Below are 17,654 nucleotides of genomic sequence, written 5' to 3' on the forward strand. Positions count from 1 at the left end.
CCGTGCGCATACTAGGCGTAGACCCGGGCCTGCGGCGTACCGGATTCGGCGTCATCGAATCGGACGGCCACCGCCTTCGCTACGTGGCCAGCGGCACCATCGTGGTCCCCGCCGAGGACGACCTCTCCGGCCGGCTCAAGGTCATCCTCGACAATCTACGGCAGATCGTGCGCGACACATCGCCCGAGTTCGCCGCCATCGAGAAAGTCTTCGTCAACGCCAATCCGCTGTCCACGCTGCTGCTCGGCCAGGCCCGCGGCGCCGCGCTTTGCGCACTGGCCGACAGCGGCTTGATGGTGCACGAATACACCGCCCTGCAAATCAAGAAATCGGTGGTGGGCACGGGCCGCGCGGCCAAGACGCAGGTGCAGGCCATGGTCCAGCATCTGCTGGCCCTGGACGGCTCGCCCGCCGCCGATGCCGCCGATGCGCTGGCCTGCGCCATCTGCCATGCCCACGTTGCGCCGCTTGCCGATCGCCTGCGCGACAATGGCGACCATCCGGCATTCGCCAGGCGCGGTACGCGCTTGCGCGGCGGCCGGCTGGTATGACGATGCCGCCTACAACCCTGTTGCCAAGGTAGCCCCATGATTGGACGCCTGACCGGGATCCTGGTCGAAAAACAGCCCCCTACCGTGTGCCTGGACGTAAACGGCGTGGGGTATGAACTGGACGTGCCCATGAGCACGCTCTACTCGCTGCCCGAACTCGGCGCCAAGGTCACGCTGCTGACCCACCTCGCCATACGCGAGGACGCCCACGTGCTTTACGGCTTCGGCACCGCGGCGGAGCGTTCGACCTTCCGCGAGCTCATCAAGGTCAGCGGCGTCGGCGCCAAGATCGCGCTGGCGGTGCTGTCCGGCATGACGGTTGCCGAGCTGTCGCAGGCCGTCACGCTGCAGGAATCCGGCCGCCTGACGCGGGTGCCGGGCATCGGCAAGAAGACCGCCGAACGCCTGTTGCTCGAACTCAAGGGCAAGCTCGGCGCGGACCTGGGCGCAGCGGGGGGCACCGTCGCCGTCGACGGCCAGACCGATATCCTCAATGCGCTGGTGGCGCTGGGGTATTCCGACCGCGAAGCCGTGGCGGCGGTCAAGGGCCTGCCGGCCGGCGTCGGCGTATCGGAAGGCATCAAGCTCGCGCTCAAGGCCCTGGCCCGCTAGCCGGGCCGCACACGGTGCGAGCCGGCGTCCTGCGCCGGCCCGATGCCGCTTCACCGAGCCGGCGAGTCCGGATAGTCCGCCTTGCGCGCCCGTTCGATCTCGGCCACTGCCCGGTCCGTGGCCTGCGCCGACAAGCCGGTATAGCGGGCCGGATCCAGCTGGCTGGCCAGGTCCAGTTCGTCCACGTGCGGCGCCAGCGCAGGCCTGCGCCGTATGGCTTCGAGCAGCGTGGTGCCGTTGTCCCAGGCTTCGCGCGCGGCCAGGCGCACCTCTTCGTGCGCCGTGTGCTTGCCTACTTTCTGGCCCAGTACGAACATGGCGTGTTCGGCCATGATCAGGCCATTGGTGCGATCGAGATTGCGCCGCATGTTGGCCGGGAACACCCGCAGCTTCTGCACCATGGGCACTGCGGCCTTGAGCAGCTTGTCCATGGAGACGCTCACCTGGCCCAGGACATCGGCGTTGCTGATCTGGTCGCGCTCGTGGATGGATATCATCCAATCCAGCAGTATCTCCGCCTCGTGAGGCACCACCCGCGAATACTGCACGACCGATCGCGAGTACGAAGGATTCACCTTGTGCGGCATGGTCGACGAACCCACGCTGTCGCTGGGGTCCTCGAGCTCGCGGATGTCGTCGCCCTGCAGGATGAAGACTTCCTGCCCGATGCGGCCCCAGGTCTTCGCGCTGATGGCCAGGAGCGCGCCGTACTCGGCGAACATGTCCTTGCTGCCCTTCCAGTCGGCGGGCCACGGCTGCCCCAGCCCGAGTTCGCGCATGACCTCGGCCTCGATCTGGAAAGCCTGGTCGCCCAGCGCCGCATAGCTTCCCACCGCGCCCGACAGCATGCCGGTATTGGTACGGGCGTGCCAGCTCTTGAGCCGCTCGATATTGCGCCGGTTCTCGGCCAGCCAGCTGGACACCTTCAGCCCGAAGGTGATGGGTAGCGCGTGCCGCCCTACCGTGCGGCCGATCATGGGCGTATCCCGGTGCTGGCGCGCCAGGGCAAGCATGGCCTCTTCCGCCTGCCGCATTTGCTGGATCATGATGGCGACGGCCTGCCGCAGCTGCATCACCTGCGCCGTATCGTAGATATCCTGCGTCGTCGCCCCGTAGTGAATCCACTCGCCGGCGCCGTCGCGCGTAGCGTCGGCCCAGGTGTCGATCAACGCCACCATCGGGTGCCCGACTTTCTTGCGGCGCTCCGCCACCGCGGCGGGCGGCACGGCTTCGAGGTTCGCCGTCCGGGCAATCTCGTCGGCGGCGGCCTGCGGAATGATGCCGTGCCGGGCCTGCACCCGGGCCAGCGCCACTTCGATCTGCATAAGCAGCTGCTGCTGGTAGGGCGGACTGAACACTGCCGCTACCGACGGCGGCGCCGCCTGCGCCGCCCATCCGGCCCCCGGCATCGCCACCAAGCAAGCCAGTACCGCCCGCCGCCACAAGACCTGGAACATATCTGCCTCCCTTTTTATCCGCTGTCGTTGTATTCCGGACTGCCCGGGCATCTTACATCGCTACCTGGGCCGGCCCCCAATGTCCGGCCTGCCGCGCCTGGGACGCCGCCAGGAGTTGCGGCGCGGAACGGGCTGACAGGAACGGGCTAACATACAGGCAGTTCAAGGCAGACTATCCCCATGGCGATCCAGCCCGACAAACTTTCTTCCCGAGACGACGCGCCGGACACGCGCGTCATCTCCCCGCGTCCGGCCTCTCCCAACGAGGAAGCCATCGAACGCGCCCTGCGCCCCAAGGCGCTCGACGAATACGTCGGGCAGCGCCGCATCCGCGAACAGCTGGAGATTTTCATCGCCGCCGCGCGCCAGCGCCGCGAGTCGCTGGACCACGTCCTGCTGTTCGGCCCCCCCGGGCTGGGCAAGACCACGCTGGCCCACATCGTGGCCCGCGAAATGGGCGTCCAGCTGCGCCAGACATCGGGACCGGTGCTCGAGCGGCCCGGCGACCTGGCAGCCCTGCTCACCAACCTCGAAAAAAACGACGTCCTCTTCATCGACGAAATCCACCGGCTTTCCCCGGTGGTCGAGGAAATCCTCTATCCGGCGCTCGAGGACTTCCAGATCGACATCCTGATCGGCGAAGGACCGGCGGCGCGCAGCGTCAAGCTCGATCTGCAGCCCTTCACGCTGGTCGGCGCGACGACCCGCGCCGGCATGCTGACCAACCCGCTGCGGGACCGCTTCGGCATCATTGCGCGCCTGGAGTTCTACACGGCCGACGAACTGACCGCCATCGTCACCCGCAGCGCCAGCCTGCTCAATGCCACCATTGCCGAAGACGGCGCCCGGGAAATCGCCCGCCGCTCCCGCGGCACGCCCCGCATCGCCAACCGGCTGCTGCGGCGCGTGCGCGACTACGCGGAGGTGAAGGCCGGCGGCCGCATCACCGGCGAAGTCGCCCAGGCCGCGTTGTCCATGCTCGACGTCGACCCGGCAGGATTGGACATCATGGACCGCAAGCTGCTGGAGGCCATCGTCTACAAATTCGACGGAGGGCCGGTGGGACTGGACAGCTTGTCGGCCGCCATAGGCGAGGAACGCGACACTATCGAAGACGTAATCGAGCCGTATCTGATCCAGCATGGCTATGTGCAGCGCACGCCCCGCGGCCGCATCGCGACGCAGGGGACTTACCGGCACCTGGGCTTGACGCCGCCGCCCCAGGCCGGCAGTGGCGATCTGTTTACCGGCTGAAGTCCGCCCGCGTTCCACCCATGAAAAAGCCCGTGCCTGGGCATCCCCCAGGTCACGGGCTCGACTGTGCAACGCACAGTTAACACCAGTCGGCCTCCATCCTGCCCGCCACGCGTGACGTCGCCATGACAGGTTGAACGCCGGAAAAGAAGATAGGTGGAAGCGTCGATGACCCGGACGGCGCCACCCACGCACCCGAAGCCGTACAGGCTTGCTATCAACGCTCCCTGGCGTCTGACGCCCCCGGCGCGCTAAAGTTTCCCGCTTTACAAGCCGTCACAATTGGCATGTTGGCGCGATGTCGCGCAAGTGTGCGGTGCCAGCCGGTTGTTTACAATTTCGGCCCGGGGGTCCGCCTGGACCTCACGTTCGCTCGACTCATCCCAAGGTTTGCTTCGTGTCCAACCCTGCCCGCGACGATTTCCGGTTTCCGATCCGGGTCTACTATGAAGATACCGACGCCGGCGGCGTGGTCTACTATGCCAACTACCTGAAGTTCTTCGAGCGCGCGCGCACGGAATGGCTGCGGGCCCTGGGTGTCGAACAGCGTGTACTCGCCGAGGAAACGGGATGCATCTTCGTGGTACGCGGCGTCGAGACCCAGTACCGCAGACCTGCCTGCCTGGACGACTGCCTGACCATACGCAGCAGGGTCTCGCGGCTGGGCAAGGCTTCCATCGATTTCCTGCAGTTTTGCGAGCGCGGCGATGAACTGCTGGCGACCGGCAAGGTCCTGGTAGGATGCGTCGATCGCGCCACACTGCGTCCGCGTGCCCTGCCCACCGGCCTCGTGGAAACCCTGGCTCCGCTGGCAGCAGAACCCTCAACCGACTAACCCTTCCAGCACTTTTCTTATCCGCCCCCCAAAGGACTTTGCATGAACGTCAACCAGGACATGTCCATCCTGTCCCTGATTACCCAGGCAAGCTTTACCGTCCAGTGCGTAATGGCCATCCTGGCCATCGTGTCGCTCATGTCCTGGACCTACATTTTCCGCAAGCATTTCGCCATCAAGCGCGCGCAGCGGCAGACCGACCGCTTCGAGGCCGACTTCTGGTCCGGCGGCGATCTCAACATGCTGCACCAGGCGGTCACCGCGCGCCGCGGCGAGCAAGGCGCGCTGGCGCGCATCTTCGAAGCCGGCATGGCAGAATTCGTGAAGGGTCGCCAAAGCAAGTTCAACGACGTCAATTCGCTGCTCGACGGCGCACGCCGCGCCATGCGGGCGGCCTACCAGCGTGAGATGGATTCGCTCGAGGCGCACCTGGCCTTCCTTGCTTCCACTGGCTCGGTCAGCCCCTATGTGGGCCTGTTCGGCACGGTATGGGGCATCATGCACGCCTTCCGCGGCCTGGCCAACGTCGAACAGGCCACGCTGGCCAGTGTTGCGCCGGGCATCGCCGAAGCGCTGGTCGCCACCGCCATCGGCCTGTTCGCTGCCATTCCGGCCGTGGTCGCCTACAACCGGTTCTCGCACGACATCGACCGGCTGTCGATTCGTTTCGACAGCTTCATCGACGAGTTCCAGAACATCCTGCAAAGACAGGTGCGCTGATGCCTTCCATCCGTTCCAGCAACCGCGGCGGCCGTGGCGGACGCCGTTCCATGAACGAGATCAACGTCGTGCCGTACATCGACGTCATGCTGGTGCTGCTGGTGATCTTCATGGTCACCGCGCCCATGATGTCGCCCGGCCTGATCGACCTGCCTACGGTGGGCAAAGCCTCCGAAGTGCCGGTCAAGCCGCTCGAGGTGATCCTGGCGGCCGACGGTACGGTCACCATCCGCGACCGCGAACGCGGCGACACGGCGCCGCGCGCCGTCCCGCGCAACGACCTGGCGCGCGTTGCCCGCGAACGCCAGACCGAACACCCGAACCAGCCGGTCGTCATCTCCGCGGACCGCAAGGCCCAGTACGAGTCCGTGCTGAAGGTCATGGACGACCTGCAGCGCCAGGGCGTCACCCGCGTCGGCCTGCTGGTCAAGCAACAAGGCTCCTGATCGTCCATGGCGCCCAACGATAACGACCGCTCCCGCCAGCCACGCCACCAGCCGCCTCCCGAACCGGGCAAATGGAAGGCATTCGGCCTGGCGGTGCTGATGCACCTGCTGCTGGCCGCCGCCCTGATATTCAGCCTGAACTGGAACCGGCGCACGCCTGGACCGGTGCAGGCCGAACTGTGGACGGCCCTGCCCTCGCCCAACCAGCCCGAGCCGGCGCCCACGCCGCAGCCCGAACCCGAGCCGGTCACGCCCCCGCCTCCTCCGCCGCCCCTGCCTGAACCCAAGGTCACGCAGGAGAAGCCGGACATCGCCATCGAGCAGGAACGGAAACGCAAGGAAGAAGCGCAGCGCCGGGAAGCCGAGGAACGCGAAGCCGAGCGCCGCCGCGAACAGCAGAAGCTCGAAGAACAAAAGCTCGCCGAGAAACGCGCCCAGGAAAAGAAAGAAGCCGAACGGCGCGAAGCCGAGAAGAAAAAGGCCGAGCAGCTTGCCGCCGAAAAGGCGGCTGCCGAGAAAAAGGCCGCCGCCGAGAAAGCTGCGGCGGAAAAGAAGGCCGCAGCCGAAAAGCAGGCCCAGGCCGAGCGCGACCGCAAACTGCGCGAAGCCTTCCGCAACGATACCGCGCGCGCGGCCGGGCTGGACGGTGGCCGCGAGGGCGGGACCGCCGACCGCAACCAGGCCGGTGGCGGCGGCGGGGATCCCGGCTATGCCGACCTGGTGCGCGCTTGCATCAAGCCGGGAGTCATTTATAGTGCAACTGGCAGCGCTGCCAACGGGAACCCCACCGCCGTGTTCCGGGTCCAGTTGCTACCCACCGGCGAGCAAGCCGGAGCGCCGCGGCTGGTGCGTTCATCGGGGGTGCCGGCGTTCGACCGTGCCGTCGAAGTCGGCATCCGGCGCTGCGATCCTTTCCCGCGGCCTTCGTCCGGCCGCTACCAGTCCAACATAGAAGTTCAATATCGGATGTTCGACTAATGACTTTTGCAAACCCCGCTTTTCCTTCCTCGTCCGCCATGTCCGGCCGCGCCCGCTTGCGTGACCTCGGCAGCCGGCTTGGACGGCGGTTGCTGCAATCGGCTGCCGCGTTCGCCGCGGCCGCCTTCGGACTGGGCGCTGCGCCGGCCCATGCCCAGCTTACCGTCCAGATCTCGGGTGCCGGGGCGACCCAGTACCCGGTGGCCATCGCCAATTTCGAGTCGAACGACCAGCAAGGCCGTGCAGTCGCGGAAATCATCCGCGCCGACCTCAACCGGACCGGCCTTTTCCGGCTGATCGACGCCGGCGATACGCCGCTGTCCGATTCGGCCGTCATCGGTTTTGCCGCCTGGAAGACCCGCGGGGCCGACGCCCTTGCCGTCGGCAGCGTGCAGCGCACCAGCGACGGCCGCTACGACGTGCGCTACCGCCTGGTCGACACGGTCAAGCAAGCCCAGATCGACGGTGTGGCGTTTTCTTCCGGCCCGAACGAAATGCGCCGTACCGCGCACCAGATCGCCGACCGCATCTACGAAAAGCTGACGGGCGACCGTGGCATTTTTGCAACGCGCATCGCCTACGTTCTCAAGCGCGACAACATCTACGAACTGCAGATTGCCGACGCCGACGGACAGAACGCCCAGACAGCCCTGCGCTCGCGCGAGCCCATCATCTCGCCCTCGTGGTCGCCCGACGGCACCCGCCTGGCTTACGTCAGCTTCGAGTCGCGCAAGCCTGTGGTGTACGTGCACACCATCACCACCGGCCAGCGGATTCCTGTGGCCAACTTCAAGGGCAACAACAGCGCGCCGGCCTGGGCCCCGGACGGCAACCGCCTGGCGGTGGTCCTGACGCGCGACGGCCTGTCCCAGATCTACCTGCTCAACGCCGACGGCTCCGGCCTGCGCCGGCTGACCCAGTCCCCCGGCATCGACACCGAACCGACTTTCACCACCGACGGACGCGCCATCCTGTTCACCAGCGACCGTGGCGGCAGTCCGCAGGTCTACCGGCTGAGCCTCGACAACAACCAAGTCGAGCGCGTGACGTTCAAAGGCAATTACAATGTGTCCCCCCAGTTATCGCCTGATGGCAAGACCTTGCTGTACGTCACCCGCCGATCCGGCTTCCAAATAGCTTCGCTGGACCTGGCCACCGGTAATGAGCTCGTGCTCACCAACGGCGGCCGGGACGAATCTCCCAGTTTTGCACCCAACGGAAAGATGATTCTTTATGCAACATCGCAGTCCGGCCGCGGTGTCTTGGCTGCGGTTTCGAGCGACGGTCGCGTCACCCAGACCTTGTCTGTGCTCAACGGTGACGTGCGCGAGCCTACCTGGGGGCCTTTCCTGAACAATTGATTACATGGAGCGGGCCATGCTGTCGCGGTGTCGCATCGTTGTCACGTCTTGCAACGTTGTGCGCCGCGTGGCCCATGTGACACTTTAAGATCACGTTTCCGTTAGTCATTGTCTTTTCCCAACCCACTATCGTCCTCCGAAACCCAAGGAAAAATCATGTCTACTCGTGCATTCAAAATGTTCGTCATAGCGAGCGTTGTCGCGGTAGTCTCGGCTTGCAGCAGCCCCGTCAAGCTTGATGAAAGCAGCAACGTCCCGGTCGAAGACCGCTCCGGCCAGACCACCGGCGCCGACCCCAGCGGCGTGGCGCGCGTCGACACCACGCAACAGGGCCTGGACCCGCTCAACGACCCGCAGGGCGTGCTGGCCAAGCGCTCGGTGTACTTCGACTTCGACAGCTATGTCGTCAAGGACGAATTCCGCCCCATCGTCGAAAACCACGCCCGCTTCCTGAACAACAACCGCAACCGCAAGGTCGTGATCGAAGGCCATACCGACGACGTCGGCAGCAGCGAGTACAACCTGGCCCTGGGCCAGCGCCGTTCCGAGGCCGTCCGCCGCATGATGGTGCTGCTGGGCGTGGGCGAAGACCAGGTCGAGGCCATCAGCTTCGGCAAGGAAAAGCCCAAGGCCACCGGCACCGACGAAGCCTCGCGCGCCGAAAACCGCCGGGCCGACATCGCCTACCGTTAAGGATCCGCCCCTATGACGCTCCGCATTTCCCGCCTCCGGCTGCTGGCCGCCACGTTTTGCGTGGGTGCCAGCCTGTCGGGCTTCTCCGCCCAAGCGGCCTTGTTTTCCGACGACGAGGCGCGGCAGGCCATCATCGACCTGCGCCGGGAAGTGCGCGAGCGCTCCGATCAGCAAAACCGAAAGCTGGCCGACGACCTGGCCCAGAGCCAGCGCAGCCAGCTCCAGCTGGCTTCGCAGATCGAGCAGCTGCAGCAGGAAATCGCGCGCCTGCGCGGTCAGATAGAAATCCTGACCAAGCAGGTGGCCGATACCCAGCAGGCCCAGAAAGACATCTACCTGGACGTCGACACGCGTCTCAAGCGCCTCGAGCCGCAGACGGCTTCGATAGACGGCCAGGAAACCACGGTCGATGCCAACGAAAAGCGCTCCTACGACGCCGCCATCGACCTGTTCCGCAACGGCAACTATGCCGACGCCATTCCCGCGCTGTCCGAATTCGTCCGCCAGTATCCGGATAGCCCGTACACGCCGGCGGCGCAGTTCTACATCGGCAGCAGCCATTACGCGCTCAAGGACTACAAGGCCGCGATCGCCCAGCAGCAAACGCTGGTGAAGAACCATCCCTCCAACGTGCGCGCGCCCGATGCCCTGCTGGTCATCGCCGGCAGCCAGGTCGAACTCAACGACCGCCGGGGTGCCCGCACGACCTTAGAGCGCATCGTACGCGACTACCCCGGCACGCCTGCGGCACAAACTGCCAAGGATCGCCTCGAACTGCTGAAGTAAGACGGCTTGGAAAAAAGCGGGCCACATGGCCCGCAAGATTTGACAAGTCCGAATGAACTCGTCATAATTTAGGGCTTCGGGTCGTTAGCTCAGTTGGTAGAGCAGCGGACTTTTAATCCGTTGGTCGCGCGTTCGAGTCGCGCACGACCCACCACGAATACGCAGTAAAAAACGAAAAAGCGCCTCCCTAACCGGTGGCGCTTTTTCTTTGGACTTTTTCTGGACTTTCGCTTCGAGCGAGCCCGACCATTCTCCAATGGCGGGACAAGCGCGTCCGTTGCTGTACCCCAGGCCGGGATGGGATTGTCGTTGCTCGGAGCGTCGGGAATGGAGATCAGCGTCGGGTCGGGCTGGAACTGGCGCACGACATTGTCGATGCGTTCTTTTTGCCAAAGCAGATCCAGCGACGCCCGTAGCGCGCCTCCCCTATAGTCCAGCGCCACGGAGCCGAGACTTCCGCGCGTGGATTGCCCTTTGATCGGCGTATCACCGGCCCGGGTCATCGCGTTGACGCGTATGCCGAAGGCCTGGTCCGGGCCGCATCGGGCGCCGTTGTCTGAGCCGCGGCCCCGTTACGATAGGGTGTGCGCGATGCCGCGCTTCGTCACTCCGACCGCGGCATCATCGACCGGATCCGTTCGGCCGCGCGCAGCAGTACGGGCAAGCATGCGCTCTCGAGTTCCGACGCCTTACGGCTGCCCAGCACTAGGCTCACGCTCAAGCCTGCCACCATGCGGCCGTCGTGGCGGTGCAGCGGCACCGCCACACCGGCGAAACCGTCCACGAGTTCGCTAACGGAAATGCAGTAGCCATCATTGCGTACCTGCTTGATCAACTTGCGCAAGGCCGGCCGGGATACGGTGGTGACGGGCGTCAACCGCTTGAGTTCTACCGATTGCAGATAGGCGTCGAGCGCGGCGTCGTCCAGGCCGGACAGCAGTACGCGGCCCAGCGAGTGCGGATACGCCGGCAGCCGGCTGCCCACGGACAAGTCCAGCCTGAAGGGCTTGGGCGCATCCTCGCGGGCGAGGAACACCACGTCTTCACGATCCAGCACGCCCAGCGAACACGTTTCCCCCAGCGTATCGGCCACCTGCCGCATGGCCGCCCGCGCCAGCTGAGGCAGCTTCATGGTGGCGAAGTACGCGTAGCCCAGGTCGAGCACTTTGGGCGTCACCGAAAACTGCCTGCCCGCCTGGCTCACATACCCGAGCTTCTCCAGGGTCAGCAAAATTCGCCGCGCCGCGGCCCGCGTCACATTCAGGCGGTCGGCCACATCCTGCATGGTCAACGCCGGGACACCGCTTGCGTAGATCTGCAACACCTGCAGGCCGTTGGCCAGGCCGTCGAGAAACTCCTCCTTCTTTTCCTTTTCTTCGTTCAGCGTCATGTTGGTTCGTATCCGGTGGCACCGGGGCCGATTGTAGTTTGACAGCATGGACCTCCGGGCGTAAATTTTAAATAGCGAACATTTGTTCGCTATTTGAGGGTGTTGCCTAGACCCCAGGAGGAGACATGATGGAGAAGACATCGCCGTTCAAACTGGCGCGTGCAGCGGTGGCCGCGGCCTGCCTGTCGGCCGCCGGCGCCGCTAGTGCCGCCGACACCTACCCGGCCAAGCCTATTCGCTTCATTGTTCCGGCCGCCGCGGGCGGACCGACCGAGATCGTCACGCGCCTGCTGGCCGAGAAGATGTCGGACAGCATGGGCGTTCCCGTGGTCGTCGAAGCCAAGCCGGGTGCCGGCGGAAATATCGGCGCTGACGCCGTCGCCAAGTCGGCGCCCGACGGCTACACCATTCTCATGGGAACCATAGGCACACATGCCATCAACCAGACGCTGTACCGCTCGCTGCCCTTCGACCCGATCAAGGACTTCGTGCCGGTAACCCAGGTGGTGTCCTATCCGCTGATGGTGGTGTCCAACCCCAAGCTTCCCGTGCGCAATGTGGCCGAGCTCATTGCCTATGCCAAGGCCCACCCCGGAGCGTTGAACCGCGCCTCCGGCGGCAGCGGCACTTCCATGCATATGTCGGGCGAGCTGTTCAACGAAATGGCCGGCATTTCGATGCAGCACATTCCCTACAAGGGCAGCCTGCCGGCCCTGACCGACGTCATGGGCGGCCAGGCCGATCTGGCCTTCGACAGCATGGTGGTCGCGCTGCCGCTGGTCAAAGCCGGCAAGCTCCGTGCGCTGGCCGTGACCGGACCGGAGCGGTCGGCGGCCGCCCCGGATGTCCCGGCCATCGCCGAGACCGTGCCGGGCTATGCCATGACGTCCTGGATAGGCGTGTTCGCGCCGGCAGGCACGCCCCGCCCCATTGTCGACAGGTTGCAACGCGAGATCGCCAAGGCGATGACCGATCCCAAGGTCAAAGACCAACTTGTTTCGCAAGCGGCCGACCCGGTCGGCAGCACTCCCGATGAATTCGCCCGCTTCGTGCGTGAGGAAACCCGGAAATGGGCGCCCATCGTCAAGGCGTCGGGCGCATCGGTTTCTTGATCCACGGAGGCACATTCATGCAGGCCATCGACTTTCATGCTCGGCGCGGCAACGTCGCCCGCCACGTCCGCGAGGCGGGTTTCGACGCCTATCTGGGTACCCGCCAGGGCGCGCTGCACTACCTGAGCGGCGCGTTCATGCCGTGGCGCGGCGCGGTGCTGGTTACCGCAAATGGAGCTTGCGAGTTCCTCTATTGGGCCATGGATGCGGCTCGTGTTGTGACCGAGGGCCGCGACGTCGCCATGCATACGTTCGAGTTCTCGGACTTCCCTCAGCTCATTGCGCAGCGGCTGCGTCACCATGGACTGGATGCCGGACGCATCGGCCTGGACCTGGCCCATCCCGGCGCCGCGCAGGTGGCGCCCGGCATGCTGACCGCCGCCGAGTATTTCGAGATTGCCGGCCAGTTGCCCAAGGCCCGGCTGGAAAATGGCGTCGACCTCATCGACGAAGCGATGCTGATCAAGGATGCGGCCGAGATCGAACGGCTGCGCCAGGCGGCCCACGTGTCGGACCATGGCTTCGAGCAGGGCCTGGCGGCCGTGCAGCCGGGCGCAACGGAGAACGAGGTGGCCGGGGAGATCGAACGTGCCATCCGCCACCGCGGCAGTACCTGGTCCTGGGCCGTTACCGGCGGGACCGAAGTGGGCGCCGGAGAGCGCACGGGCTTTCTGCGTGGCGTGACCCAGCAGGCCACGGACCGCCGCATCGGCAACAACGAATTCGTCATTCTCGATCTGCACCCCATGATCGACCTTTACCTGGCCGACACGGCGCTGCCGGTATTCGTCGGCAAGCCCGACGCGCGCCAGCAAACCATGATCGATTGCTGGGAAGCCACGGTGGAAACGATGTTGGCCGGCCTGCGTCCCGGACGTCCCATTCCCGAATGCGTCCAGGACGGGCTGGCCGTATTCGAGAGGTTCGGCTTGCGCGAATTCGGCCTGCCCTTGTTCGGACATGGCCTGGGCACGTGCGCGCGCACGCGGCCTTTCATCAACCTGCGCAGCCAGGACGTCGTACGGCCCGGGATGGTGGCCGCGCTGGGTACGCACCTGTACCAGCCCGGCGTGGGCGGCTTGCGCCTGGAGTATCCGGTGCTGATCGGCGAGCACGGCGCCGAACCGCTGGTACGCACCCCGGCCCGCGTGCATCGCGTTTCTTGACGGCAAAGGAGCCTGCCATGCAGATTACGCCGCTGAGTCCATTGATAGGCGCGGCCGTCCGGGGAGTGGACCTCGGCCGGCTGGACGATGATACCTATGCGCAGGTATACCGGGCATTTCTGGATCACCAGCTCCTGGTCTTCAAGGACCAGGCGCTGTCACCCGGGAAACAGCTCGAGTTCAGCCGCCGCCTGGGCCCACTGGACATCCATGTACTGTCGCAATACAACCATCCGGACCATCCCGAGATTTTCGTGTTGTCCAACGAGGTGAAGAATGGCGTGCCCGCCGGCATTGCCGACGGCGGTTCGTACTGGCACTCGGACTTCGCATTCCGCGAAAAACCGGCCAAGGCCACCATCCTCAACGCTCAAATCATCCCCCCCGAGGGCGGCAATACGCTGTTCGTGAACATGTACCGTGCGTACGAGGACCTGGACGCCGGCGTACGCGCCCGCATCGAGGGCCAGCAGGCGATCCATCGCTATCGGCCCCGCCAGGACAAAACCGAGGACAGCACGCGGGTAGTCATGAATCGCAGCCAGCTCGCGCAGACGCCGGACGTGGTGCACCCCATTGTGCGCACCCACCCCGAGACGGGCCGGCGCGCCTTGTTCGTCCATCCCGGCATGACGGTTGAAATCGTCGGCTGGCCGGAGGCGGAAAGCCGCGCCATGCTGGATGACCTGTTTGCCCATTGCACACAGGAACGCTACCAATATGCGCTGCAGTGGTCGCCCGGGGACGTGGTCATGTGGGATAACCGCTGTGTGATGCATAAAGCCACCACCCGCAACCTGCCGGCCCATCTCACGCGGACCATATTCCGCACGACGGTTTTGGGCGAACGGCCGGTGTGATGGCGCGCGTGCCAGGGTCGGCCGGTGTCTACGCCGCACCCACGCTGCGGCTCGACAGCGGGGAAGAACTGGCCCCCGCGCGCCTGGGCTGGTGCCGCTATGGCCCCGAGCCGGCGCAGGCCGAGCGGGTCGTCCTGTTTCTGCATGGCATTTCGGCCAGCCCGCAGGCGCTGCCCTTGGACGGAGAGGAAACAGCGCCCGACGCGGGCTGGGGCGAAGGCTGGATTGGGCCGGGACAGTACCTGGATACGCGCACTTGCTGCGTGCTGGTGCCCAATGCGCTGGGCTCGTGCTTCGGGTCCAGCGGACCGGGCTCGCAGCGCGAACCGGAACACTTTCCCGCCGTTACCATTGCCGATACCGTGCGGCTCCAGGGCCAATGGCTGGCAGCCCAGGGGATCACACAGCTGGACGAAATCATTGGCTATTCCTATGGCGGCTACCAGGCTTTCCAGTGGGCGGTGGCCGGCCCGCAGCGCCCGCGCCGCGTGGTGGTGCTGGCCTCGGCACCCCGGGGCAATGGGTCGGCGGCCGAGCTCGACCGGCTTTGCCGCCTGGCCGCGGCCTGGCAGTCCGGCGATGCGCAGGCCCGGATCCAATGGCGGACGTGGCGGCAGTCCGTTCTAGCGCGCTACGGCGTGCGGGCTTGGCTCGCAGCGCAGGGATGTCCGGATCCCGAAGGCCGCATCGCGGCCGAGGCGGCGCGCTGGGCCGACCGGTTTTCGCCGTGGTCGATGGCGCGCTTGCGCGGGGCTGCAATGGATTTCGACGTACGGGCGGCATTGGCTTCCTGCAGCGTCCCGCTGTTCTGGCTGCGCGGCCGCACCGATGAGGTGTTTCCGCCGGGCGGCGAACCGCTGGCGTGCCCCTGCGTCGCCCAGGCGACGGTGGACGGGCGGGCGGGCCACCTGTCGCCGCTGCTGGAAAGCCCGGCTTGGCAAGAGGTACTGTGTGCGCTTGTCCAACAGCCGCTGCCCGGATCATTGCATCAAGGTTACGAAAAGCTCTAGCCGGCCACCGCGTAATCTGCCGTAGGCGGCCGCCGTTGCGTTACAGCCTCTTGCGATTCCAGCCGCCGCCTCCCCGCACGACCGGCGTTAAGCTAGTCGGGACAGTCAGGAGGCGACCATGAAGAAATCAGCATCAGCCGTCTGGCAAGGCGGCATCAAAGACGGCAAAGGCACGCTGAAGACCGAGAGCGGCGTGCTCGACAATACCCCCTACAGTTTCCATACCCGTTTCGAAGACGGCAAAGGGACCAACCCGGAAGAATTGATCGGGGCGGCCCATGCGGGCTGCTTTTCGATGGCCCTGTCCGCGGAACTGGGCAAGGCCGGCATGACGGCCGACAGCATCGAAACCACGGCCACCGTCACGCTGGACAAGTCCTCGGACGGGTTTTCCATTACCGCCATCCACCTGGACGTGGTGGCTGCCATCCCGGGTGCCGCCCAGGCCGCCTTCGAGGCCGCTGCCAACGCCGCCAAGTCGGGCTGCCCGGTTTCCAAGGTGCTCAACGCGCAGATCACCATGGATGCGCGCCTCGAGGCTTGAGGCCGGCCGGGGAAGCCCGCCACGAGCCGCCCGCCTGTGATTCAATAGGGGCCGCGCGGCAATGCCGGGCACGAAAAATACATCCTGGTCGTGGAGGAAAAATACCGTGCAGATCGATGCGGACACCACGACAGCGTGGTCCGCGCAGCAACTGACCGCCACGGCGTATCGCCTGGCCATACAGTCGGCGCCCTGTGGCATGTTCGTCTGCGATGCCCATGGCATCTTCACCATGGTCAACCCGGCCTATGAACGCATTACCGGCTATTCCGCCCAGCAACTGGTAGGCCGGCGGCGGTTCGAAGACTTGCACGACCCTTCCGAGGCGGCGGTCCGCCGCATCGAGCTGATCAATCCGCCGACGCGCGATGTCGTGGCCGTGCAGCCCGGGGAACCCCTGACCGCCAATCAGGGCGCCGAAGCAGACTGGACCTACATCCGCCGCAACGGCGCACGCATTACCGTCACCCTGTCACTGGCGCGGCTGGCGCATGCCGACGGCCGGACCGCCGGCTACGTGGGCGCGGTCTTCGACAGCTCGCGCCGCCATCGCGATGGTCTGCAGCTGTGGCATCTGCTGCATCACGATCCGCTCACCGGCCTGCCCAACCAGGAACTGCTGGAAGAGCGCCTCGGACTGGCGTTGGAACGGGCCAAGGCTCGCAATGAACCCGTCCTGCTGGTCCTGGTGGAGCTCGACAACCTGCGCAAACTGCGCGATACGCTGGGACAGGCCGCCGCGGACGCCGCCGTCAAGCAGGTCGCCGCCCGCTTGAAGCGCCTGTGTGGCGACGACCACATGCTGGGCCTGATGCGCGACTCGCTGTTCGCCATGATTTCCTGCGGGCACCAGACGCTTTCCGCGGAACGCGAGGCGGCGCTGCTGGCCGAGGTTGCGCGGCCGATTCCGTTCGCGCCGGCTACCCTGCACCTGACGGCGAGCGTGGGCGTGAGCTCCTATCCGACCGCCGGCAACGATCCGCGGGCCCTGCTGCAGCGCGCGCTGCTGGCCTTGACTGCCGCCAGCCGCAGCGGCGGAGGCACCGCGCGTCACTTCGATTTCGGCATGCAGACCCAATCGGTACGCCGCAGCCACCTGGAAACCCTGCTGCGCGAGGCCGTCGATACGCAGCAGTTCTCGCTCGCCTTCCAGCCGCAGGTAGACTTGCACAGCGGCCGCATCACGCGCGCGGAAACGCTGCTGCGTTGGCGACATCCGCAGCTGGGCGCCATCGGGCCGGACGAATTCGTGCCGCTGGCGGAAGACCTCGGATTGATGGACCAAATCGGCAGCTGGGTATTGGACGCCGCCTGCCAGCAGACAGTGCGCCTGTTTAGCAAGTTCGGCCGGTCGCCCTGCATGGCTATCAACGTGTCGCCTACGCAATTGCGCGACCGCAAGTTCTACGACATGGTATCGGCAGCGCTCGAACGCTGGCGGCTGCCCGCCGGCTGCATCGAGCTGGAAATCACGGAAGGCCTGCTGCTCGACCACAGCCGCCAGGTCGTCGACACGCTGCATGCCTTGCGCAAGCTCGGCGTGGAAGTCGCCATCGATGACTTCGGCACGGGGTATGCGAGCATTGCCTACCTGACGCGCTTTCCGTTCAACCGGATCAAGATCGACCGCTCGCTGGTGCGCGCGATCTCATCGGTCAAGAACGGCGACGCCATCATCAGCGCCATCATAGGCATGGCGCATGCGCTCGGCATCAAGGTCACGGCTGAAGGCGTCGAAACGGCGGCCCATGCCGGCCGGCTGGCGGAGCTGGGCTGTGACGAGGCGCAGGGCTTCTGGTTTTCGCGGCCGCTGACGGCGCAGGCACTGGAGAACGCGTTGTCCCCGATCGCGTAGCGGCGCGCGGCCGGCCCCGCCCTG

General features: G+C 65.8%; 18 protein-coding genes and 1 tRNA gene. 17 read left to right on the forward strand and 2 right to left on the reverse strand.

Going from position 1 to position 17,654, the window contains the following annotated elements; translation table 11 throughout:
* Positions 1–2 precede the first annotated feature (2 nt).
* Together ruvC and ruvA are read left to right on the forward strand one after the other, a co-directional pair.
* Positions 3–551: a crossover junction endodeoxyribonuclease RuvC gene (ruvC, locus tag QHC78_RS02550; protein ID WP_319742308.1), complete on the forward strand. Its 549-nt coding sequence runs from the start codon at positions 3–5 to the stop codon at positions 549–551.
* Positions 552–587: 36 nt separating this feature from the next.
* Positions 588–1,163 carry a Holliday junction branch migration protein RuvA gene (gene ruvA, locus QHC78_RS02555; RefSeq protein ID WP_319742309.1) on the forward strand — a complete coding sequence of 192 codons (576 nt, stop codon included), beginning with the start codon at positions 588–590 and terminating at the stop codon, positions 1,161–1,163.
* 50 nt (positions 1,164–1,213) lie between these two features.
* Here the strand turns inward: ruvA and QHC78_RS02560 are convergent, their stop codons facing one another.
* Positions 1,214–2,620, reverse strand: a complete 1,407-nt coding sequence (locus QHC78_RS02560) for a class-II fumarase/aspartase family protein (RefSeq protein ID WP_319742310.1) — start codon at positions 2,618–2,620, stop codon at positions 1,214–1,216.
* A 180-nt stretch (positions 2,621–2,800) separates the two neighbouring features.
* Here QHC78_RS02560 and ruvB point away from each other — a divergent pair, with 180 nt between their 5' ends.
* The 9 genes from ruvB to QHC78_RS02605 all read left to right on the forward strand — a co-directional run bounded on the left by ruvB (position 2,801) and on the right by QHC78_RS02605 (position 9,847).
* The gene (ruvB, locus tag QHC78_RS02565; protein ID WP_319742311.1) at positions 2,801–3,874 is read left to right on the forward strand and encodes a Holliday junction branch migration DNA helicase RuvB; all 1,074 of its coding nucleotides are present in this window, start codon (positions 2,801–2,803) and stop codon (positions 3,872–3,874) included.
* Between the two features lie 397 nt (positions 3,875–4,271).
* Entirely contained in the window at positions 4,272–4,709 is a 438-nt protein-coding gene (ybgC, locus tag QHC78_RS02570) for a tol-pal system-associated acyl-CoA thioesterase (protein WP_319742312.1), read from the forward strand.
* A gap of 42 nt (positions 4,710–4,751) precedes the next feature.
* Complete coding sequence (gene tolQ / locus QHC78_RS02575; RefSeq protein ID WP_319742313.1) at positions 4,752–5,429, forward strand: protein TolQ; 678 nt, start codon at positions 4,752–4,754, stop codon at positions 5,427–5,429.
* Entirely contained in the window at positions 5,429–5,875 is a 447-nt protein-coding gene (gene tolR / locus QHC78_RS02580) for a protein TolR (protein ID WP_319742314.1), read from the forward strand. Before tolQ ends, tolR begins: the two co-directional genes overlap by 1 nt.
* A gap of 6 nt (positions 5,876–5,881) precedes the next feature.
* The gene (gene tolA / locus QHC78_RS02585; protein WP_319742315.1) at positions 5,882–6,853 is read left to right on the forward strand and encodes a cell envelope integrity protein TolA; all 972 of its coding nucleotides are present in this window, start codon (positions 5,882–5,884) and stop codon (positions 6,851–6,853) included.
* A 38-nt stretch (positions 6,854–6,891) separates the two neighbouring features.
* The gene (gene tolB / locus QHC78_RS02590; protein ID WP_413816410.1) at positions 6,892–8,214 is read left to right on the forward strand and encodes a Tol-Pal system beta propeller repeat protein TolB; all 1,323 of its coding nucleotides are present in this window, start codon (positions 6,892–6,894) and stop codon (positions 8,212–8,214) included.
* A gap of 156 nt (positions 8,215–8,370) precedes the next feature.
* On the forward strand, positions 8,371–8,907 hold the full coding sequence (pal, locus tag QHC78_RS02595; RefSeq protein WP_319742317.1) for a peptidoglycan-associated lipoprotein Pal: 537 nt from the start codon (positions 8,371–8,373) through the stop codon (positions 8,905–8,907).
* 12 nt (positions 8,908–8,919) lie between these two features.
* Complete coding sequence (ybgF, locus tag QHC78_RS02600) at positions 8,920–9,693, forward strand: tol-pal system protein YbgF (protein ID WP_319742318.1); 774 nt, start codon at positions 8,920–8,922, stop codon at positions 9,691–9,693.
* 78 nt (positions 9,694–9,771) lie between these two features.
* Positions 9,772–9,847 (forward strand) — tRNA-Lys (locus tag QHC78_RS02605).
* Between the two features lie 450 nt (positions 9,848–10,297).
* On the opposite strand, the gene QHC78_RS02610 is transcribed toward QHC78_RS02605, so the two are convergent.
* On the reverse strand, positions 10,298–11,083 hold the full coding sequence (locus tag QHC78_RS02610; RefSeq protein WP_319742319.1) for an IclR family transcriptional regulator domain-containing protein: 786 nt from the start codon (positions 11,081–11,083) through the stop codon (positions 10,298–10,300).
* A gap of 128 nt (positions 11,084–11,211) precedes the next feature.
* Here QHC78_RS02610 and QHC78_RS02615 point away from each other — a divergent pair, with 128 nt between their 5' ends.
* From QHC78_RS02615 to QHC78_RS02640, 6 genes are all read left to right on the forward strand, one after another.
* Positions 11,212–12,195 (forward strand): Bug family tripartite tricarboxylate transporter substrate binding protein, encoded by a 984-nt coding sequence (locus QHC78_RS02615; RefSeq protein WP_413816411.1) that lies wholly within the window; start codon positions 11,212–11,214, stop codon positions 12,193–12,195.
* Positions 12,153–13,361 carry a M24 family metallopeptidase gene (locus QHC78_RS02620; protein WP_319742321.1) on the forward strand — a complete coding sequence of 403 codons (1,209 nt, stop codon included), beginning with the start codon at positions 12,153–12,155 and terminating at the stop codon, positions 13,359–13,361. Before QHC78_RS02615 ends, QHC78_RS02620 begins: the two co-directional genes overlap by 43 nt.
* Before the next feature lie 17 nt (positions 13,362–13,378).
* Entirely contained in the window at positions 13,379–14,221 is an 843-nt protein-coding gene (locus tag QHC78_RS02625) for a TauD/TfdA dioxygenase family protein (RefSeq protein WP_319742322.1), read from the forward strand.
* Positions 14,221–15,231, forward strand: a complete 1,011-nt coding sequence (locus QHC78_RS02630; RefSeq protein ID WP_319742323.1) for an alpha/beta fold hydrolase — start codon at positions 14,221–14,223, stop codon at positions 15,229–15,231. Before QHC78_RS02625 ends, QHC78_RS02630 begins: the two co-directional genes overlap by 1 nt.
* Before the next feature lie 118 nt (positions 15,232–15,349).
* Positions 15,350–15,775: an OsmC family protein gene (locus QHC78_RS02635; RefSeq protein WP_319742324.1), complete on the forward strand. Its 426-nt coding sequence runs from the start codon at positions 15,350–15,352 to the stop codon at positions 15,773–15,775.
* 106 nt (positions 15,776–15,881) lie between these two features.
* Positions 15,882–17,630 (forward strand): sensor domain-containing protein, encoded by a 1,749-nt coding sequence (locus tag QHC78_RS02640; protein WP_319742325.1) that lies wholly within the window; start codon positions 15,882–15,884, stop codon positions 17,628–17,630.
* The last annotated feature ends 24 nt before the right edge of the window (positions 17,631–17,654 follow it).

Origin of the sequence: Pigmentiphaga sp., assembly GCF_033795525.1 — a bacterium.
Taxonomy (GTDB): domain Bacteria; phylum Pseudomonadota; class Gammaproteobacteria; order Burkholderiales; family Burkholderiaceae_B; genus Pigmentiphaga.